This is a genomic window from Citrobacter sp. Cpo030, from assembly GCF_030333005.1.
GTDB classification, from domain to species: domain Bacteria; phylum Pseudomonadota; class Gammaproteobacteria; order Enterobacterales; family Enterobacteriaceae; genus Citrobacter; species Citrobacter portucalensis.
The window spans coordinates 194,238-214,245 of record NZ_JAOWGT010000049.1; the positions used below are offsets into that span (position 1 = coordinate 194,238).

16 protein-coding genes are annotated in these 20,008 nt (G+C 52.6%); 12 read left to right on the forward strand and 4 right to left on the reverse strand.

Annotated features, from left to right (window positions below):
- Positions 1-23: 23 nt before the first annotated feature.
- The 7 genes from OGY37_RS07760 (at position 24) to OGY37_RS07790 (ending at position 9,943) form a co-directional block, all read left to right on the forward strand.
- Positions 24-602 (forward strand): TetR family transcriptional regulator, encoded by a 579-nt coding sequence (locus OGY37_RS07760; protein WP_003833036.1) that lies wholly within the window; start codon positions 24-26, stop codon positions 600-602.
- A 212-nt stretch (positions 603-814) separates the two neighbouring features.
- A complete protein-coding gene (locus OGY37_RS07765) occupies positions 815-2,200 on the forward strand; it encodes a NarK family nitrate/nitrite MFS transporter (protein WP_148361966.1) in 1,386 nt (461 codons plus the stop codon).
- 96 nt (positions 2,201-2,296) lie between these two features.
- Positions 2,297-6,037, forward strand: coding sequence for a nitrate reductase subunit alpha (locus OGY37_RS07770; protein ID WP_286620503.1), 3,741 nt, complete (start codon positions 2,297-2,299; stop codon positions 6,035-6,037).
- Positions 6,034-7,578: a nitrate reductase subunit beta gene (gene narH, locus OGY37_RS07775; protein WP_003833042.1), complete on the forward strand. Its 1,545-nt coding sequence runs from the start codon at positions 6,034-6,036 to the stop codon at positions 7,576-7,578. The genes OGY37_RS07770 and narH overlap by 4 nt, the downstream gene beginning before the upstream one ends.
- On the forward strand, positions 7,578-8,273 hold the full coding sequence (gene narW, locus OGY37_RS07780) for a nitrate reductase molybdenum cofactor assembly chaperone (RefSeq protein ID WP_003833045.1): 696 nt from the start codon (positions 7,578-7,580) through the stop codon (positions 8,271-8,273). Before narH ends, narW begins: the two co-directional genes overlap by 1 nt.
- Positions 8,270-8,950 carry a respiratory nitrate reductase subunit gamma gene (gene narI, locus OGY37_RS07785; protein ID WP_003833047.1) on the forward strand — a complete coding sequence of 227 codons (681 nt, stop codon included), beginning with the start codon at positions 8,270-8,272 and terminating at the stop codon, positions 8,948-8,950. Before narW ends, narI begins: the two co-directional genes overlap by 4 nt.
- Positions 8,951-9,049: 99 nt before the next feature.
- A complete protein-coding gene (locus OGY37_RS07790; protein ID WP_286620505.1) occupies positions 9,050-9,943 on the forward strand; it encodes a PhzF family isomerase in 894 nt (297 codons plus the stop codon).
- A 58-nt stretch (positions 9,944-10,001) separates the two neighbouring features.
- Here OGY37_RS07790 and nhoA read toward each other — a convergent pair whose 3' ends face one another.
- On the reverse strand, positions 10,002-10,847 hold the full coding sequence (gene nhoA, locus OGY37_RS07795) for an N-hydroxyarylamine O-acetyltransferase (RefSeq protein WP_286620507.1): 846 nt from the start codon (positions 10,845-10,847) through the stop codon (positions 10,002-10,004).
- A gap of 157 nt (positions 10,848-11,004) precedes the next feature.
- Here nhoA and OGY37_RS07800 point away from each other — a divergent pair, with 157 nt between their 5' ends.
- Complete coding sequence (locus OGY37_RS07800) at positions 11,005-11,577, forward strand: flavin reductase family protein (protein ID WP_286620509.1); 573 nt, start codon at positions 11,005-11,007, stop codon at positions 11,575-11,577.
- A 213-nt stretch (positions 11,578-11,790) separates the two neighbouring features.
- The gene (locus tag OGY37_RS07805; protein WP_128316904.1) at positions 11,791-13,767 is read left to right on the forward strand and encodes an alkyl/aryl-sulfatase; all 1,977 of its coding nucleotides are present in this window, start codon (positions 11,791-11,793) and stop codon (positions 13,765-13,767) included.
- 37 nt (positions 13,768-13,804) lie between these two features.
- On the opposite strand, the gene pptA is transcribed toward OGY37_RS07805, so the two are convergent.
- On the reverse strand, positions 13,805-14,032 hold the full coding sequence (pptA, locus tag OGY37_RS07810; RefSeq protein ID WP_286547389.1) for a tautomerase PptA: 228 nt from the start codon (positions 14,030-14,032) through the stop codon (positions 13,805-13,807).
- A gap of 34 nt (positions 14,033-14,066) precedes the next feature.
- Positions 14,067-15,071, reverse strand: coding sequence for a LacI family DNA-binding transcriptional regulator (locus OGY37_RS07815; RefSeq protein WP_164562774.1), 1,005 nt, complete (start codon positions 15,069-15,071; stop codon positions 14,067-14,069).
- Between the two features lie 319 nt (positions 15,072-15,390).
- Here OGY37_RS07815 and OGY37_RS07820 point away from each other — a divergent pair, with 319 nt between their 5' ends.
- Together OGY37_RS07820 and OGY37_RS07825 are read left to right on the forward strand one after the other, a co-directional pair.
- The gene (locus OGY37_RS07820; protein ID WP_032943493.1) at positions 15,391-16,587 is read left to right on the forward strand and encodes an L-talarate/galactarate dehydratase; all 1,197 of its coding nucleotides are present in this window, start codon (positions 15,391-15,393) and stop codon (positions 16,585-16,587) included.
- Between the two features lie 74 nt (positions 16,588-16,661).
- A complete protein-coding gene (locus OGY37_RS07825; protein ID WP_286620511.1) occupies positions 16,662-17,972 on the forward strand; it encodes an MFS transporter in 1,311 nt (436 codons plus the stop codon).
- A gap of 69 nt (positions 17,973-18,041) precedes the next feature.
- Here OGY37_RS07825 and OGY37_RS07830 read toward each other — a convergent pair whose 3' ends face one another.
- Positions 18,042-18,659 (reverse strand): glutathione S-transferase family protein, encoded by a 618-nt coding sequence (locus OGY37_RS07830; protein WP_198579199.1) that lies wholly within the window; start codon positions 18,657-18,659, stop codon positions 18,042-18,044.
- Between the two features lie 221 nt (positions 18,660-18,880).
- On the opposite strand from OGY37_RS07830, the gene OGY37_RS07835 reads away from it, so the two are divergent.
- A protein-coding gene (locus OGY37_RS07835; protein ID WP_103848104.1) for an IS3 family transposase occupies positions 18,881-19,992 on the forward strand; the annotation gives its coding sequence in 2 pieces (ribosomal slippage) (positions 18,881-19,142 and positions 19,142-19,992; 1,113 coding nt in all).
- The last annotated feature ends 16 nt before the right edge of the window (positions 19,993-20,008 follow it).

A 20,008-nucleotide genomic window follows, 5' to 3' on the forward strand; every position in this document is an offset into this window, starting at 1 on the left:
TCTATACGGATACAGGAGGAATGATGAGCTATCTAAATCGGGATGAACGTCGGGAAGTGATTCTGCAAGCGGCAATGCGTGTCGCACTTGAAGAAGGATTTTCCGCCATGACGGTTCGACGCATTGCTGCCGAAGCTCACGTCGCGACGGGCCAGCTACATCACCATTTCGCCTCTGCCGGTGAGCTCAAATCCCAGGCATTTGTGCGCCTTATCCGCACCCTACTTGATGCCGAACTGGTCAGCGAAGACGCCAGTTTCCGTGAGCGACTGCATGCGATGCTAGGCAGTGAAGATGGTGGTCTGGAACCCTATATTAAGCTATGGCGTGAAGCACAGGTTGTTGCGGGTAAAGATCCGGAAATTAAAAGCGCCTACCTGTTGACCATGCGAATGTGGCACGAAGAAACCGCCAACATTATTACCCAAGGACAGAAAGCCGGTGAGTTCTCATCCACGCCTGATGCCGCCGACGTCGCATGGCGTTTAATCGCATTAGTCTGCGGCCTGGATGGTATGTACATATTAGGTATTGAGGAAATGGCCGATCCTGCATTCGATCGTCATCTTGATCGTATGATTACGCAGGAGTTATTTATTTGATGTAATAGATGAATTAACAATACATCTTTTATGTTTACAATTAGTAACACTTAAGCAACGTGTAATTCTCCTATCACGCCGCGTTATTGCACTTTTTTATCTATTCTTTCAGTCAATATTCCTAAAACTTTTCAATAGTTTCTAAAAAGAAGCCGCGCGGCGCTGCATGCGTTTATTTCTTTTTCATGAACGGCATGTGCATGGAGAATAATATGTCATCATCAAATGAGAAAAATAATCGTTATCTTTTAACGGACTGGAAACCAGAGAACCCCGGCTTTTGGGAAAACAAAGGCAAGCACATTGCACGCAGAAATCTATGGATATCAGTCAGTTGCCTGCTTCTTGCGTTCTGCGTCTGGATGTTGTTCAGCGCCGTTGCCGTCAATCTGAATAAAATTGGCTTTAATTTCACCACCGACCAACTGTTTTTATTAACGGCTTTACCTTCCCTTTCTGGTGCAATATTGCGCGTGCCCTACTCCTTTATGGTACCTATATTTGGTGGTCGTCGTTGGACCATTTTTAGCACGATTATTCTGGTTATTCCCTGCGTCTGGCTCGGATTTGCCGTGCAAAATACCGCTACTCCGTTCGGAGTATTTATAATCATTGCGCTGATGTGCGGATTTGCAGGTGCCAACTTTGCCTCCAGTATGGGCAATATCAGCTTTTTCTTCCCCAAAGCGAAGCAAGGCAGCGCGTTAGGCGTTAACGGTGGTCTCGGCAACCTCGGCGTCAGCGTGATGCAGTTGATCGCGCCACTGGTGATCTTTCTGCCCATATTTACCTTTTTGGGCGTACAGGGCGTACCACAAGCTGATGGCTCGTTATTGTCGCTGGCCAATGCCGCATGGATTTGGGTGCCGTTACTGCTGATAGCCACCGTGGCAGCGGGCATGGGAATGAACGACATTGCCAGCTCGAAGGCCTCAATTGCCTCCCAGTTACCGGTCCTCAAGCGTTTTCATCTGTGGTTATTAAGTCTGCTGTATCTCGCCACCTTCGGTTCATTTATCGGTTTTTCAGCAGGCTTTGCCATGCTGGCGAAAACCCAGTTCCCCGACGTGAATATCCTGCAACTGGCGTTCTTCGGTCCCTTCATCGGTGCGCTTGCGCGATCGGCGGGCGGTGTTATCTCTGACAAGTTTGGTGGTGTGCGTGTCACCTTAATTAACTTCATCTTTATGGCACTGTTCAGCGCCCTGCTGTTTCTCACTTTGCCCGGCTCGGGCGAAGGAAGCTTTATCGCGTTTTATCTGGTGTTTATGGGCTTGTTCCTGACCGCGGGTCTGGGCAGCGGTTCAACCTTCCAGATGATTGCGGTGATCTTTCGCAAAATCACAATTTATCGGGTGAAGCTGCGCGGTGGTACCGAAGAGCAAGCTCAGCGGGAAGCGGTAACCGATACTGCAGCCGCCCTGGGATTTATCTCCGCCATTGGCGCTGTGGGGGGCTTCTTCATTCCTAAAGCGTTTGGCTCATCGCTGGCGTTGACCGGCTCTCCGGTGGGTGCCATGAAAATATTCCTCGTGTTTTACATCGTCTGCGTGCTGGTGACCTGGTTGGTCTATGGCCGTAAATCACAAAAAAAATAACAAAATGGATACCGCAGGATCGGACATTCAGGTAGGCCGGATCAGGCCTGGCGTTCGATTCACCGTCGGCAATATTATCGAAGCAGGAGTTATGTCATGAGTAAACTGTTAGACCGCTTTCGCTACTTTAAACAAAAGGGCGATACGTTTGCCGAGGGGCACGGGCAAGTAATGCACACCAACCGGGACTGGGAAGACAGCTATCGTCAACGCTGGCAGTTCGATAAAATTGTGCGTTCTACCCACGGCGTTAACTGTACCGGCTCATGCAGCTGGAAAATCTACGTCAAAAACGGACTGGTGACCTGGGAAACGCAGCAAACCGACTACCCGCGTACCCGCCCTGACCTGCCAAATCATGAGCCCCGTGGCTGCCCACGCGGCGCCAGTTACTCGTGGTATCTCTATAGCGCTAACCGCCTGAAATATCCGCTGGTGCGTAAACGCTTAATCGAATTATGGCGCGACGCCCTGTCCCGCCAGCCCGATCCGGTGCTGGCCTGGGAATCCATAATGAACGACTCACAAAAATGCCAGAGCTACAAGCAGGTACGCGGGCGCGGTGGGTTTATCCGTTCCAACTGGAAAGAACTTAATCAACTGATTGCTGCCGCCAACGTCTGGACGGTGAAAACCTACGGCCCGGATCGCGTGGTCGGCTTCTCCCCGATCCCTGCGATGTCGATGGTTTCCTATGCCGCCGGCACACGCTATCTCTCGCTAATCGGCGGAACCTGTCTGAGCTTCTATGACTGGTACTGCGACTTACCGCCCGCGTCACCGATGACCTGGGGCGAGCAGACCGACGTTCCTGAATCCGCCGACTGGTATAACTCCAGCTATATCATCGCCTGGGGCTCTAATGTGCCGCAGACCCGTACCCCGGATGCGCACTTTTTCACAGAAGTACGCTACAAAGGCACCAAGACGATTGCCATTACGCCGGACTACTCGGAAGTCGCCAAACTGTGCGACCAGTGGCTGGCACCTAAACAAGGGACCGACAGCGCGCTGGCAATGGCCATGGGCCACGTCATCCTGAAAGAGTTCCACCTCGACAATCCCAGCGATTATTTCCTCAATTACTGCCGTCGCTATACCGACATGCCGATGCTGGTTTTACTGGATGCCCGGGAAGATGGCAGCTACGTGCCTGGACGCATGATGCGTGCTTCAGACCTTGTCGATGGTCTGGGCGAAAGCAACAATCCGGAGTGGAAAACGATAGCCTTTAACAGCGCAGGTGAACTGGTTGTCCCGAACGGATCTATCGGTTTTCGCTGGGGGGAGAAAGGCAAATGGAACCTGGAACCACTGGCGGCTGGCGCTGAAACTGAACTTTCTCTTTCGCTGCTCGGTCTGCATGATGAAGTGACCGGCGTCGCATTCCCCTATTTTGGCGGCAACGAAAACCCACATTTTCGCAGTGTAAAACAAGAACCGGTGCTGATCCGTCAACTGCCGGTAAAACATCTTACCCTCGCTGACGGTAGCCGTTGCCCGGTAGTGAGCGTCTATGATCTGGTGCTGGCGAATTATGGCCTCGACCGTGGTCTGGATGACGTTCATAGCGCACAAGATTACAGCGAAGTGAAAGCCTACACCCCGGCCTGGGGCGAACAAATTACCGGTGTGCCACGCCGTCATATCGAACAGATCGCCCGTGAGTTTGCCGATACTGCGCACAAAACGCATGGCCGTTCGATGATCATTCTCGGGGCTGGCGTCAACCACTGGTATCACATGGATATGAACTACCGTGGCATGATTAACATCCTGGTGTTCTGTGGTTGCGTGGGACAAAGCGGCGGCGGCTGGGCGCACTATGTGGGTCAGGAGAAACTGCGTCCGCAAACCGGTTGGTTGCCGCTGGCCTTTGCGCTGGACTGGAATCGTCCGCCGCGTCAGATGAACAGCACCTCGTTTTTCTACAACCACTCCAGCCAGTGGCGTTATGAAAAACTCACCGCGCAGGAACTCCTCTCTCCGCTGGCCGATGCGTCGAAGTTTAGCGGACATTTGATTGACTTTAACGTGCGGGCTGAACGAATGGGCTGGCTGCCGTCTGCGCCGCAGCTTAACCTCAACCCTCTGACCGTTAAAGCAAAAGCCGAACATGCAGGACTATCTCCTGCGCAATACACCGCACAGGCGCTGAAGTCGGGTGATATTCGTTTTGCCTGCGAACAGCCTGATAACGGCAAAAACCATCCTCGCAACCTCTTCGTCTGGCGCTCTAACCTGCTCGGCTCCTCCGGTAAAGGGCATGAATACATGCTCAAATATTTGCTGGGTACCGAAAGCGGGATCCAGGGGGAAGCGCTCGGTTCAAGCGAGGGTATTAAACCTGAAGAGGTTGAATGGCAGTCGGCGGCGATAGAGGGCAAGCTCGATCTGCTGGTCACGCTCGATTTCCGTATGTCCAGCACCTGTTTGTTCTCCGATATCGTTCTGCCAACCGCGACCTGGTATGAAAAAGACGATATGAATACCTCGGATATGCATCCGTTTATTCACCCGTTGTCTGCGGCGGTCGACCCGGCATGGGAATCGAAGAGCGACTGGGAAATTTATAAAGGCATTGCCAAAGTATTTTCTGAGGTTTGCGTCGGACACCTTGGACAAGAAACGGATGTCGTGTTGCAACCGCTGCAACACGACTCTCCGGCAGAGCTGGCGCAGCCGTTTGACATTCAGGACTGGCGCAAAGGCGAATGCGATCTCCTCCCGGGCAAAACGGCACCGAATATCGCCGTTGTGGAGCGTGACTACCCCGCCACCTACGAACGCTTTACTTCACTTGGCCCGCTCATGGACAAACTCGGTAATGGCGGGAAAGGCATTGCGTGGAATACCCAGGCGGAAGTCGATTTCCTCGGCAAGCTGAACTATACCAAGCGCGAAGGCCCGGCAAAAGGACGCCCGCTGATTGACACCGCGCTGGATGCCTCTGAGGTGATCCTTGCCCTGGCACCGGAAACAAACGGTCAGGTGGCGGTGAAAGCCTGGGAAGCGCTGGGGGCGATGACCGGACGCGACCATACGCATCTGGCGTTGAACAAAGAAGACGAGAAGATCCGTTTTCGCGATATCCAGGCGCAGCCGCGCAAAATCATCTCCAGCCCCACCTGGTCTGGGTTGGAAAGTGAACATGTTTCCTATAACGCAGGCTATACCAACGTCCACGAGCTGATCCCATGGCGTACCCTGTCCGGTCGCCAGCAGCTGTATCAGGATCATGCGTGGATGCGTGCGTTTGGTGAAAGTCTGGTGGCGTATCGTCCACCTATCGATACCCGCAGCGTCAGTGAAATGCGCGAAGTTCCGCCTAACGGCTTCCCGGAAAAAGCGCTCAACTTCCTGACGCCGCACCAGAAATGGGGGATCCACTCCACCTATAGCGAAAACCTGCTGATGCTGACGCTGTCGCGCGGCGGGCCGATTGTCTGGATCAGTGAAACCGATGCCAAAGAGCTGGGTATTGAGGATAACGACTGGATTGAAGCATTCAACGCCAACGGTGCGCTCACCGCGCGTGCAGTGGTGAGTCAACGCGTGCCACCGGGAATGACCATGATGTATCACGCTCAGGAGCGAATCATGAATATCCCTGGCTCAGAAGTGACCGGGATGCGCGGCGGGATCCATAACTCGGTGACCCGCGTCTGCCCGAAACCCACGCACATGATAGGTGGCTATGCGCAGCTGGCATACAGCTTCAACTATTACGGTACGGTCGGCTCTAACCGCGATGAGTTCATCATGATTAGAAAAATGAAAAATATTAACTGGCTGGATGATGAAGGTCGCGATCAGGTACAGGAGGCGAAAAAATGAAAATACGCTCACAGGTAGGCATGGTTCTTAATCTGGATAAGTGCATCGGCTGCCACACCTGCTCCGTCACCTGTAAAAACGTCTGGACCGGACGTGAAGGGATGGAATATGCGTGGTTTAACAACGTCGAGACTAAACCGGGGATTGGGTATCCAAAAAACTGGGAAGATCAGGAAGAGTGGCAAGGCGGCTGGGTTCGCGATGTTAACGGCAAGATAAGACCGCGTCTGGGCGGTAAGATGGGCGTCATCACCAAAATTTTCGCCAACCCGGTGATCCCGCAAATCGATGATTACTATGAGCCGTTTACCTACGATTATCAGCATCTGCATAGCGCGCCGGAAAGCAAGAATCAGCCCACCGCGCGTCCGCGTTCGCTGATTGATGGAAAGCGGATGGACAAGATTATCTGGGGTCCAAACTGGGAAGAACTGCTTGGCGGCGAATTTTCAAAACGTGCCCGCGACCGTAACTTCGAGAAGATGCAAAAGGAGATGTACGGCCAGTTCGAAAACACCTTCATGATGTATTTACCGCGCCTGTGCGAGCACTGCCTGAACCCAAGCTGTGTCGCCACCTGCCCAAGCGGTGCTATCTATAAGCGTGAAGAAGACGGCATTGTGCTGATCGACCAGGACAAATGTCGCGGCTGGCGCTTGTGCATCAGCGGCTGTCCGTACAAAAAAATCTACTTTAACTGGAAGAGCGGTAAGTCTGAGAAGTGCATTTTCTGCTACCCGCGTATTGAGTCCGGCCAGCCGACGGTATGTTCGGAAACCTGCGTTGGGCGTATCCGTTATCTCGGCGTATTGCTCTACGACGCCGACCGCATCGAAGAAGCGGCCAGCACCGAGCATGAGACCGATCTCTATGAGCGTCAGTGCGATGTATTCCTCAACCCGCACGATCCGGCGGTCATTGAAGAGGCGTTAAAACAAGGTATTCCGCATAACGTCATCGAAGCGGCCCAACGTTCGCCAGTCTACAAAATGGCGATGGACTGGAAACTGGCGCTGCCGCTGCACCCGGAATATCGCACCCTGCCGATGGTCTGGTATGTACCGCCATTGTCACCGATTCAGTCGGTCGCCGACGCGGGCGGACTGCCGCACAATGGTAACGTTTTGCCGGCGGTTGAGTCGCTGCGAATTCCGGTTCAGTACCTCGCTAACATGCTCAGTGCGGGTGATACCGGTCCGGTGCTGCGCGCGCTGAAACGTATGATGGCCATGCGTCACTATATGCGTGCGCAAACAGTGGAAGGTGTGACGGACACCCGCGCGATTGAGGAAGTGGGTTTGACCGTTGAGCAGGTTGAGGAGATGTATCGCTATCTGGCCATCGCCAACTATGAGGACCGCTTTGTGATCCCGACCAGCCACCGTGAAATGGCGCGCGATGCCTTCCCGGAGAAAAACGGCTGCGGATTTACCTTCGGTGACGGCTGCCATGGCTCAGATACCAAATTCAACCTGTTTAACAGTAGCCGTATTGATGCGATCGACATCACCGAAGTGCGCGATAAAGCGGAGGGTGAATAATGCAAATCCTGAAGGTTATCGGCCTGCTGATGGAATATCCCGACGAGCTGCTGTGGGAGTGTAAAGACGACGCGCTGGCGCTTGTGGCCAGCGATGCCCCCATGCTTACCGAATTTAGCCAGGGATTGCTCAATGCGCCACTGCTGGATAAACAAGCGGAATGGTGCGAAATCTTTGACCGGGGCCGGGCCACCTCTCTGCTGCTGTTTGAGCACGTGCACGCCGAGTCCCGTGACCGGGGTCAGGCGATGGTTGATCTGCTGGCTCAGTATGAAAAGGTCGGGCTACAGCTCGACTGCCGCGAACTGCCGGATCATCTGCCGCTGTATCTGGAGTATTTGAGCGTGTTGCCGGAGGACCAGGCCAAAGAAGGACTGCAGAACGTTGCACCGATTCTGGCTCTGTTGGGCGGGCGCTTAAAACAGCGCGATACGCCGTGGTATCAACTGTTTGACGCACTGCTGCTGCTTGCCGGAAGCCCTCTTTCAAGTGACAGTGTCACTAAGCAGGTTGGTGCTGAAACCCGCGATGATACTCGTCAGGCGCTGGATGCGGTGTGGGAAGAGGAACAGGTGAAGTTTATCGAGGATAACGCCACCGCCTGCGACAGTTCACCGTTACAAAACTATCAACGACGCTTTAGCCAGGACGTTGCGCCGCAGTATGTCGACGTCAGCGCGGGAGGCCCGAAATGATACAGTACCTGAACGTCTTTTTTTACGACATCTACCCGTACCTGTGCGGTACGGTGTTTATCCTCGGCAGCTGGCTACGCTATGACTACGGGCAATACACCTGGCGCGCCTCTTCCAGCCAGATGCTGGACAAACGCGGCATGGTGCTGTGGTCAAACCTGTTCCACATCGGCATTCTGGGGATCTTTTTCGGTCACCTGTTCGGCATGCTAACGCCGCACTGGATGTATGCCTGGTTCCTGCCGATTGCGGTAAAGCAACAGATGGCAATGATTGCCGGTGGGCTTTGTGGCGTACTGACGCTGGTTGGTGGCGCAGGTTTGCTGGTGCGCCGTCTGACCAACCCGCGTATTCGTGCGACATCTTCCACCGCCGATATTCTGATCCTCTGCGTTCTGTTGATTCAGTGTATCCTCGGCTTAACCACCATCCCGTTCTCCGCACAGCATCCTGACGGCAGTGAAATGCTGAAACTGGTCGGTTGGGCGCAGTCAGTGGTGACTTTCCAGGGCGGCGCATCTGCACATCTGGATGGCGTGGCGTTGATTTTCCGTGTGCACCTGGTTCTGGGGATGACTATCTTCCTGCTATTCCCGTTCACCCGTCTGGTCCACGTATGGAGTGCGCCGTTTGAGTACTTCACTCGCCGCTATCAGATAGTGCGTTCCCGCCGATAATTGAACTCTGATGCCCGGTAGCGCTTGCGCTTACCGGGCCTGCATCGCTATCCCGCTTTTTGTACGTTATGATGCTTCTCCATTTCAGGGAGAACACTAATGAAACCACAGATTTACCACGTCGATGCCTTTACCCCGGTCCCTTTTCGCGGCAACTCAGCAGGTGTGGTTTTACATGCTGATGGACTGAGCGACGCGCAGATGCAGCTCATCGCTCGCGAGCTGCGTCATTCAGAAACCGCATTTCTGCTGACCAGTGACGACAGCGATGTTCGCATCCGCTATTTCACCCCGACGGTCGAAGTTCCTATCTGTGGGCATGCTACCGTCGCCGCGCATTACGTGCGGGCCAGGGTGCTGAGTCTGGGTAACTGCACGGTCTGGCAAACCTCGCTGGCCGGACGTCATCGCGTGGATATTGACGCTACCGGGAACGACTATCGCATTAGCCTTGAGCAAGGTGAACCGGGTTTTGAACCTCCGCTGGAGGGCGCTGTTCGTACTGCGATTCTCGATGCGCTGCACCTGAGCGAAGACGATATGCTGGCAGGCTTACCCATTCAGGTTGCCACGACCGGGCATTCGAAAGTGATAATTCCACTGAAACCCGAGGTGGATCTCGACGCCCTTTCCCCTGATTTACCGGCTTTGACCGCCATCAGCCAACAAATTGGCTGTAACGGTTTCTTCCCTTTTCAAATCCGCGAGGGCGAAAACGCCACTGATGGCCGCATGTTTTCACCTGCTATTGGTATTGTGGAAGACCCGGTTACCGGCAATGCCAACGGTCCAATGGGCGCATGGTTGGTCCACCATGGGCTGATGGCGCATGATGGGAAAACGTTACGTGTTCAGGGGCATCAGGGCCGTGCGCTCGGGCGCGACGGGATTGTTGATGTGACGGTGACTATCTGTGAAAACCAGCCGAAAAAAGTCACCATTACCGGTTCGGCGGTGATCCTGTTTCACGCAGAATGGGCGATAGATTTTTAATTGTTCCCGTAGGCCGGATAAGGCGATGACGCCGCATCCGGCATTAATTCCGATGCCCCTATTTCCCCGCCTCCGGATGCGTATCAAACGCCGCCATGACCGTCGCCAGCTCATCTTCGGTAAATCCATGCTTCACGTCATCCACACCCAGTCCAAATCGTTCTTGCAACAACGCATACAAACTGGCGACGTCAGGCAAATTAATCTGCTCTACCGCATGTCCATCCTGATAATGGGTAAAGTGAAAATTGGTTAACGTTAATTTCCCGCCGTCGGACAGATGACGGCACATCAGCAGATGATGGCGAAAATGTGATTGCGGCCAGTGTGCGGACCAGAAGTTGCCCATCAGATAATCGCTCTGATGCTGCACGACCAGATCGAAACGATACATTGACTGCCAGTGTTCGTGATGACGGAACTGGAGGATCCAATCTTCACCTTCCTGAATCAGCCGATATTCGCCGTGTGGCGTCTTCTGCTCAGTGTTAGCCTGCAGACGAATCGGCGCCGTCAGCGTTTGTCCGCCGAAACCAACGTCGGCGATCCACTGCTCTCCCTGCAATTCAACCAGCAACAGACGATGCGTGCGCGGCGGCAGGCTTGACGGATTTGCCAGTACCACGCGACCGAGAAGGCTACGTACGTTAAAACCGATTTCGCGTAGCGCGCGTTCAAACACGCCGTTCTGTTCAAAGCAATAACCGCCACGACGCGCCGTTACCAGCTTCTCTTCCAGCGACAAATCGTCAAGCTGCATCTCTCTTGGCAGTAATACGTCCAGGTTTTCAAATGGAATCGCGGCGTTATGCAGTAAATGCAGCGCTTGCAAGGTTTCAATGTTGACGTTGGCCGAATCTGACCAGCCAATACGGGCAAAGTAAGCGGTTAAAAAAGGCGTCATAGGGAGTTCCTGTTCGATTAATGCAGTACTTATAACGTATTTTTCGTTTTACGCTGTCGATTTTGTGCGTTGTTAATTCCTGTAAGGCGACAAAATCGCTAATACCGTTAATATCTATGTTTATTGTGGTGTGTTATCTCTCAGCCAAGGAGCATCCATGAGCCATTTTCGTCCGATCGAATTAAAACATGCCAGTCGGCTACTCAATCACGGCCCAACGATTTTGATAACCAGCCGGGATGAGCATACCGAGCGGCGAAATGTGATGGCGGCAGCATGGTCAATGCCCGTGGAGTTTGAGCCGCCGCGGATAGCCATTGTTGTTGATAAGACCGCCTGGTCGCGCGAACTCATTGAACGTAGCGGTAAATTCGGCATCGTTATTCCGGGCGTTGCCGCCGTCAACTGGACCTGGGCCGTAGGCAGCGTTTCCGGTCGCGTGGAAGATAAATTCAACTGTTACGGCATTCCCGTGGTGCAAGGACCAGTGCTAGGTTTACCGCTGATAGAAGCGAAATGTCTGGCCTGGATGGAGTGTCGCCTGTTGCCAGCCACGGCGGCACAGGAAAAATATGACACTCTGTTTGGGGAAGTGGTCTCCGCTGCCGCTGATGAGCGAGCCTTCGTGGAAGGACGCTGGCAGTTTGATGATGGCAAGCTCAATACTCTGCATCACCTTGGGGCCGGAACGTTTATCTCCAGCGGGAAACGTATTATCGCAGGTGAATGATAGTATGCTAACGGATGGCAGTTCTGCTCTGTCATCCGCAACTGTTTTCTTAAAACCTCTGAAAAACCAGTTAGATAAATTACTCTGCCTTCCTTGCCTAATCATTCATGTGAATTATAGTTAATCTTGCACTAACTCAAATACCTAATCAAAACGCTATCCGTCAAAGCAGCATCCCCAACTGTACTTTTGAAGTGTCAGAGAGGTTTTACGATGCAACTTAACAGAATCGCACAAAGTTTTATACTTGCTGGGTTACTCACATCGTTTTCTGTTCCTGTTATGGCCGCTGAAGCCCCCAAAGACGCAACCGCCGCCACGCAACAAGCCAACAACGCGCTTTACAACCAACTGCCCTTCTCCGATAACACCGACTTTACCGACGCCCACAAAGGCTTTATCGCTCCACTCCCGCAGGACGTGATCAAAGGCGAGCAGGGAAATGTTATCTGGAATCCGCAGCAATATGCGTTTATCAAAGAAGGCGATAAAGCCCCGGATACGGTAAACCCGAGCCTGTGGCGTCAGTCCCAGTTGATCAACATCAGCGGGCTGTTTGAAGTAACGGATGGCGTTTACCAGATCCGTAACCTCGATCTGTCGAACATGACCATTATTGAAGGTAAAGAAGGCATCACCGTCGTTGACCCGCTGGTCTCGGCAGAAACGGCCAAAGTCGGGATGGATCTTTACTTTAAAAACCGCGGTCAAAAACCGGTTGTCGCGGTAATTTATACCCACAGCCACGTTGACCATTACGGCGGCGTTCGCGGCGTTGTTGATGAAGCCGACGTTAAAGCGGGCAAAGTGAAAGTTTATGCACCAGCCGGCTTTATGGAAGCCGCGGTCGCTGAGAATATCATGGCGGGTAACGTCATGAGCCGCCGCGCGAGCTACATGTACGGCAACCTGCTAAAACCTGATGCCAAAGGCCAGGTCGGCGCGGGACTGGGAACCACGACCTCCGCGGGAACCGTTACCCTGATTGCGCCAACAAATATCATTGAGAAAGATGGACAAAAAGAGGTCATCGACGGCCTGACTTATGACTTCATGCTGGCCCCGGGTTCCGAAGCACCGTCGGAAATGCTGTGGTACATCGAAGAGAAGAAACTGATTGAATCCGCTGAAGATGTCACCCACACCCTGCACAACACCTACTCCCTGCGCGGGGCCAAAATTCGTGAGCCGCTGCCGTGGTCCAAATACATCAACGAAGCGATTGTCCGCTGGGGTGATAAAGCCGAAGTGCTGATGGCGCAGCACCACTGGCCAACCTGGGGTAATGACAAGGTGGTCAGCCTGCTGAAAAGCCAGCGCGATCTGTATCGTTACATCAACGACCAGACGTTACGCATGGCTAACGAAGGTCTGACCCGCGATGAAATCGCCGCCAACTTTAAGCTGCCGGACTCACTGGCCCATACCTGGGCTAACCGCGGTTACTATGGTTCCGTGAGCCATGACGTAAAAGCGACCTATGTGCTCTACCTCGGCTGGTTTGACGGCAACCCGGCAACGCTGGATGAGCTGCCGCCGGAAGAGTCTGCGAAGAAATTTGTCGACTACATGGGCGGCGCTGACGCCATTTTGCAGAAAGCCAAAACCGACTATGACCAGGGTAACTATCGCTGGGTGGCTCAGGTGGTGAGCAAAGTGGTATTTGCCGATCCAAATAACCAGGCCGCGCGTAATCTGGAAGCGGATGCGCTGGAGCAACTGGGTTATCAGGCTGAATCCGGCCCGTGGCGTAACTTCTATCTGACCGGGGCGCAAGAGCTGCGAAACGGCGTAGTCAAAGGCCCAACCCCGAATACCGCCAGCCCGGATACCGTTCGTGCTATGACGCCGGAAATGTTCTTCGATTATCTGGCGGTGCATATTAACGGACAAAAAGCAGGTGATGCGAAGTCTGTATTTAACATCGATCTTGGCAGTGATGGCGGTAAATATAAGCTTGAACTGGAGAATGGCGTCCTGAACCATACCGCCAATGCCGAAGCGAAAGATGCCGACGCCACTGTCACGCTTAATCGCGATACGCTGAACAAAATCATCCTCAAAGAAGTGACGCTGAAACAGGCACAAGACAGTGGTGATGTGAAGATTACCGGTGACGGCGCCAAGCTTGATGCCATGCTCGGCTATATGGATAAATTCGAATTCTGGTTCAACATCGTTACACCATAAGCACAACGAAAACGGGCGGAAATCCGCCCGTTTTTTCTTACATGCTGTAGCCAGGTTTTTTAATCAACCTTGCCATCTGCGGCGCAATTTCCGCATCCCACACGCCCTGCCACGCCTCTGGCTCAACTTCATTGAGCGCCACGCTGACTGAACTGTCTTTGCTTTGCAAATGGCGAATAATAACCTCGGAAATATCCGCCGCCAGGGCGGTTTTTTGTTCGTCGGTAAGAGAGCGAGGAAAACATTTAATATCAACGTGCGGCATAGCAGATTCCTTATTGTTTTGGGTTGCAGGTAACTTATGCGGACTCTCGTTCTACCAGATGAAAACCGACATCAATAATATCGTCTTCACGCGGAATTTGTTCGATACGATCGGCAAGCAGTGAGGCAGCACGTTGCCCGATGGCCCGTCTGTCGACGCTGACGGTGGTGATGGCGGGCCGGTTGCTGGCAGCAAAATCCAGATCGCCAAAACCGATTACCGCTAACTCTTGCGGCACGCGTATACCGCGGCTCTCGGCTTCCATGATCGCCCCCTGAGCTAACGTATCTGAGCTACAGACAATGACATCAAACTCGCGATCCGCCAATAGCTGCGTCAATCCTGCGCGTCCCAATGCCAGAGAGGCCGGAAGCGGGACATCCACCTGTGCGTCAGCCGCAATACCATGACGACTCAACGCATCGCACAGTCCTTGTTTACGCTGGCCTGCCCGACGATCGGCTGTCCATAACAACCCCGGACGTCGATAACCTTTTTCCAACAGATAGTCTGCCACCGCCTGCCCGACCTTTTCATGCGAAAAGCCGACCAGCATATCGATGGGTGTTGGGGTTAAATCCCAGATTTCCACGACCGGGATGGCCGCATTAAGAATCACCTTTTTCAGCTCGGCGGTATGATGAATACCGGTAAGTACTACGCCATCCGGGCGACGAGAAAGCAGCGTCGCCACCAGCTCCGCCTCTGTTTGCGGCGTATAACCCGACACGCAGAGTAAAATGTGGTATCCGCGTTCTGCCAGTTCATCACTTAATGACTGGATGGTATCGACAAACATATTGTTGTTAATTTGCGGAATAACCACGGCGATAAGCTTGCTGCGACGTGACGCCAGTCCCCCAGCCAGTGCGTTGGGAATATAGCCGGTGGCGCGCACCGCCTGCATCACTTTTTCAACCGTTTTCGGGCGCACCATCTGCGGGGTATTCAACGCCCTGCTCACCGTCATGGGTGACAATCCCGCGGTACGGGCAACATCTTCCAGCGTGGGGGCGCGCGGAGGTTTGGGATTTTTCACTGTCGATGCCCTTGTCAAAAATCGCTGATTTATGCTGGCATTATTCATCATGATTTGGGCTATTGCCAGCGACTCTCGGCGATAACGCTGAGAAAACAGCAGCTTAGTTAATTATCGTTAATTAAAATGATAGCGCAATCACAACAGTTTGTGCATTTCTCCATAAAGTACTGGAATGTGACGTCGTTTATAATTTACCACCCTTTTCTCTCTGTATTTGTGAGCAATTGTTCAAATCGCAGTCAATTCGCTGGCACAGTGATTGCGCTAACATTAAAAATGATAGCGCAATCATTTGTTATCACCAGGAGAGAACAATATGTCTTTAAGTGCCAATTCCGATGCCGTGACCTATGCCAAATCGGCCAACGCCAAAACCGCAGCAGAAACCGGTGACCGTATTGAATGGGTAAAACTGTCTCTGGCTTTCCTTCCGCTGGCAACACCCGTGAGCGATGCCAAAGTGCTCACCGGTCGCCAGAAACCGCTAACCGAAGTCGCCATAATCATTGCCGAGATCCGCAGCCGCGACGGGTTTGAAGGTGTGGGATTTAGTTACTCCAAGCGGGCTGGCGGCCAGGGGATCTATGCGCATGCCAAAGAAATTGCCGATAACCTGTTAGGCGAAGATCCAAACGATATTGACAAGATCTACACCAAGTTGCTCTGGGCTGGCGCTTCCGTGGGGCGCAGCGGCATGGCGGTACAAGCCATCTCCCCTATTGATATCGCATTATGGGATATGAAAGCCAAGCGTGCAGGATTGCCGCTGGCAAAACTGCTTGGCGCGCATCGGGACTCTGTGCAGTGCTACAACACCTCCGGGGGATTCCTGCATACGCCGCTGGATCAGGTGCTAAAAAACGTGGTTATTTCCCGTGAAAATGGCATTGGTGGTATCAAACTCAAGGTTGGTCAGCCAAACTGCGCTGAGGATATTCGCCGCTTGACCGCGGTTCGTGAAGCGCTGGGGGATGACTTCCCGCTAATGGTCGATGCCAATCAGCAGTGGGATCGGGAAACCGCCATCCGTATGGGACGCAAAATGGAGCAGTTCAATCTAATCTGGATTGAAGAGCCGCTGGACGCCTACGATGTTGAAGGCCACGCCCAACTGGCCGCCGCGCTTGATACCCCGATTGCCACCGGTGAAATGCTGACCAGCTTCCGCGAACATGAACAGCTGATCCTCGGCAATGCCAGCGATTTTGTGCAGCCCGATGCACCGCGTGTGGGAGGGATTTCACCGTTCCTGAAAATTATGGACCTGGCGGCTAAACATGGTCGCAAACTGGCTCCGCACTTCGCTATGGAAGTTCACCTGCATCTGTCCGCCGCTTATCCACTCGAACCATGGCTGGAGCATTTCGAATGGCTGAACCCGTTATTTAATGAACAACTTGAGCTGCGTGATGGCCGGATGTGGGTTTCCGATCGTCACGGTCTGGGCTTCAGCATCAGCGAGCAGGCGCGCCGCTGGACGCAATTAACCTGCGAGTTTGGCAAACGACCTTAATGTATTTGGCGGGTAAGCAATACCCGCCCTCCTCCCCTACAAAAACGCTCTCAACCTTATGAAAGGAGTGGGTGATGAACACAATAATAAAGCGCACAAAAGTGCGTTACGGCATTCTGATATTTCTGTTTCTTGCGACCGTATTTAATTATGCCGATCGCGCGACGTTATCCGTCGTGGCGCCGATTATGAGCAAAGAATTAGGTTTTGATCCTGAAGCTATGGGGCTGGCCTTTTCTGCCTTCGGTATTTCTTATGTCATTATGCAACTACCCGGCGGCTGGCTGCTGGATCGCTATGGCTCGCGTCTGGTATACGGCTGCGCACTGATTGGCTGGTCGCTGGTGACTATGCTTCAGGGCACCATTTATCTGTACGCCAGCCCGCTTGTCGTATTGATTATCTTACGATTACTGATGGGTGCGATTGAAGCTCCGGCCTTTCCGGCCAATAGCCGATTAAGCGTGCAGTGGTTTCCTAATAACGAACGGGGCTTTGTTACCTCAGTCTATCAGGCCGCGCAATATATCTCGTTAGGGATTATTACGCCGTTAATGACGATTATTTTGCATAATCTCAGTTGGCACTTTGTGTTTTATTACATTGGGGCAATAGGCGTTCTTCTTGGCATCTTCTGGTTGGTCAAAGTCAGAGATCCCATGCATCATCCAAAGGTGAACCAGCAGGAAATTGACTATATCCGGGAAGGCGGTGGTGAACCGTCGCTGGGTAATAAAAAAGAACCACAGAAGATTACCTTTGCGCAAATTAAAAGCGTCTGCGTCAACCGCATGATGATTGGCGTATATATCGGACAGTTCTGCGTGACATCCATTACCTGGTTCTTCCTGACCTGGTTCCCGACTTATCTGTATCAGGCGAAAGGCATGTCGATCCTCAAAGTGGGGTTTGTCGCCAGTATTCCTGCCATTGCCGGTTTTATCGGTGGATTATTAGGCGGCGTTTTCTCCGACTGGCTTTTAAAACGCGGCTACAGCCTGACGATTGCCCGTAAGCTGCCGGTTATCTGCGGGATGTTACTTTCCTGCGTCATCGTTATCGCCAACTACACTTCGTCAGAATTTGTGGTGATCGCGGCGATGAGTCTGGCGTTTTTCGCCAAAGGCTTTGGCAATCTGGGATGGTGCGTACTTAGCGATACCTCGCCAAAAGAAGTGCTCGGTATTGCAGGCGGCGTATTCAATATGTGCGGCAATATGGCCAGTATCATCACGCCACTGGTAATTGGCGTCATTCTGGCGAATACCCAGTCTTTTGATTACGCCATTCTGTACGTCGGTTCGATGGGGCTGATTGGCCTGATTTCTTATCTGTTTATCGTGGGTCCATTGGATCGTATTACGCTGACCCCTTCTGTCGCGTAATTTAAACTTATGGCGATAGTTCGCCCGCTGTTCCGGGATTTGCACTCCTGCGGAACAGCGTTTTTTTATTCAAATAATCTTATTGCTTTTCAGTACAGTACGCAGTCTCGGATGCTGACAAACCGCATCGGCGATGGCGCTAATATTCGGCGTGTTGTCCTGAAACCACTCATGCCCTGGTCCCCAGGTGCGCATAACGGCAATGTAAATGTCCAGCAGTGTTAGCTGATCCCCAAATGCGTACGGCTCGGCGCTTAGCTGGTTGTTCAGCCACATATAGAGGGATTTACGGTACTCGATACAGTTCTTTTTCAACTGAGCCGGGGCGTCCGGTACCCATCGATCAGGATAATCGGCATAGGTAAACGTGGGATAGACATTTGCGACCAACCATATCAGCAGACGCTGAAACTGCTGGCGCTCAGGGTGCCCAACGGGTGGCGAAAGTTCAGGGCGACGATCGAGGATCATCAGCGCGATCGCTGCCGTTTCCGTCAACACGCTGCCATTTTCCAGTACCAGCGTAGGCACCTGGCATAGTGGATTCATTGTTTTAAGCAACTCCCGCGAAGGACCATCGCTGTCAAAACCGTCCACATCAATAAAGCTGTAAGGGATATCCGCCAGTGTGAGCATCACTTCACTGATGGCCGATCCCCAGCCCGGTACCCCATAGACCTTAATCATGCTGCAATCCCAAAGTTAAAACCCTAAGTGTAGAGCATGTGGGGAGGTGATCAATTCTGGACTAACTTTTCAGAAATAGGGGGCGGACTATTCCGGCCTTTTTTTATTTGTATCAAAGAAAATTTAGATCGCTTTGTATCCTTGTAAGTATCCCGCATAATCGTGCCATTCACATTTAGAGACCCTCCGGCATAATCACTCTGCCAACAAAGGAGATCGCTATGCGTAAAGCCCGTTTTACTGAGCATCAGATCATTGCTGTAATTAAATCGGTTGAAGCCGGACGAACCGTTAAAGATGTCTGCCGGGAGGCCGGTATCTCTGAAGCCACCTACTACAACTGGAAGTCCAGATACGGCGGCATGGAGGCTTCTGATATTAAAAAGATCAAGGATCTTGAGGACGAGAATCGACGTCTCAAACAGATGTTTGCCGACCTGAGCCTTGAGAACCGGGCGCTGAAAGACGTTATCGAAAAAAAGCTTTAAAACCAGCCTTTAAGCGTGAGCTGGTCACTCATCTGATAACGACATTTGGACTCAGTATCCGTCAGGCCTGCCGGAGTCTGAACCTGAGCAGAACGGTTTACCATTACCGTCCGGATACCACGCGTGACGAACCCGTTATTGTCGCGTTACAGGCAGTGGCAGAGCGATACCCACGGTACGGTTTTCCAAAACTTTTCCAGGTTCTGCGGCGGCAGGGATACCCGTGGAATCACAAAAGGATCCATCGTATTTATTGTCTGCTGAAGCTGAATTTTCGCCGTAAAGGCAAACAACGGTTGCCGGTGCGTAATCCCTCGCCACTGGCCACACCGGAAGCGCTGAACCAGAGCTGGTCTGTCGATTTTATGCATGATGCTCTGGTCTGTGGCCGTCGTTTTCGCACGTTCAATGTCGTTGATGACTTTAACCGTGAGGCATTGTCGATTGAAATCGATCTGAATCTGCCAGCTTTGCGCGTGGTCCGTGTACTCGACAGGATCGCGGCAAATCGCGGCTATCCGGTCATGCTACGCATGGATAATGGTCCGGAATTTATCTCACTTGCACTGGCTGAATGGGCAGAGCAACATGCAGTAAAACTGGAATTTATTCAGCCGGGTAAGCCGACGCAGAACGCTTTTATTGAGCGCTTTAACCGAACATACCGTACAGAAATACTCGATTTTTATCTGTTCAGAACGCTGAATGAAGTGCGGGAAATCACGGAAAGATGGGTGTCAGAATATAACTGTGAACGCCCGCATGAATCACTGAACAATATGACGCCGGAGGAATATCGGCAACACAATCATTTGGCCGGGATCTCAAAAAATGCCTGGAACTAAAACGGGTCTATTTACA

Excerpts from the sequence above, each read along its gene's own strand:
- narH (WP_003833042.1), top strand. The coding sequence starts at position 6,034 with ATGAAAATACGCTCACAGGTAGGCATGGTTCTTAATCTGGATAAGTGC.
- pptA (WP_286547389.1), bottom strand. The coding sequence starts at position 14,032 with ATGCCGCACGTTGATATTAAATGTTTTCCTCGCTCTCTTACCGACGAA.
- OGY37_RS07770 (WP_286620503.1), top strand. The coding sequence starts at position 2,297 with ATGAGTAAACTGTTAGACCGCTTTCGCTACTTTAAACAAAAGGGCGAT.
- nhoA (WP_286620507.1), bottom strand. The coding sequence starts at position 10,847 with ATGACGCCTTTTTTAACCGCTTACTTTGCCCGTATTGGCTGGTCAGAT.
- OGY37_RS07760 (WP_003833036.1), top strand. The coding sequence starts at position 24 with ATGAGCTATCTAAATCGGGATGAACGTCGGGAAGTGATTCTGCAAGCG.
- OGY37_RS07820 (WP_032943493.1), top strand. The coding sequence starts at position 15,391 with ATGTCTTTAAGTGCCAATTCCGATGCCGTGACCTATGCCAAATCGGCC.
- OGY37_RS07790 (WP_286620505.1), top strand. The coding sequence starts at position 9,050 with ATGAAACCACAGATTTACCACGTCGATGCCTTTACCCCGGTCCCTTTT.
- narI (WP_003833047.1), top strand. The coding sequence starts at position 8,270 with ATGATACAGTACCTGAACGTCTTTTTTTACGACATCTACCCGTACCTG.
- OGY37_RS07765 (WP_148361966.1), top strand. The coding sequence starts at position 815 with ATGTCATCATCAAATGAGAAAAATAATCGTTATCTTTTAACGGACTGG.
- OGY37_RS07830 (WP_198579199.1), bottom strand. The coding sequence starts at position 18,659 with ATGATTAAGGTCTATGGGGTACCGGGCTGGGGATCGGCCATCAGTGAA.
- OGY37_RS07805 (WP_128316904.1), top strand. The coding sequence starts at position 11,791 with ATGCAACTTAACAGAATCGCACAAAGTTTTATACTTGCTGGGTTACTC.
- narW (WP_003833045.1), top strand. The coding sequence starts at position 7,578 with ATGCAAATCCTGAAGGTTATCGGCCTGCTGATGGAATATCCCGACGAG.
- OGY37_RS07825 (WP_286620511.1), top strand. The coding sequence starts at position 16,662 with ATGAACACAATAATAAAGCGCACAAAAGTGCGTTACGGCATTCTGATA.
- OGY37_RS07800 (WP_286620509.1), top strand. The coding sequence starts at position 11,005 with ATGAGCCATTTTCGTCCGATCGAATTAAAACATGCCAGTCGGCTACTC.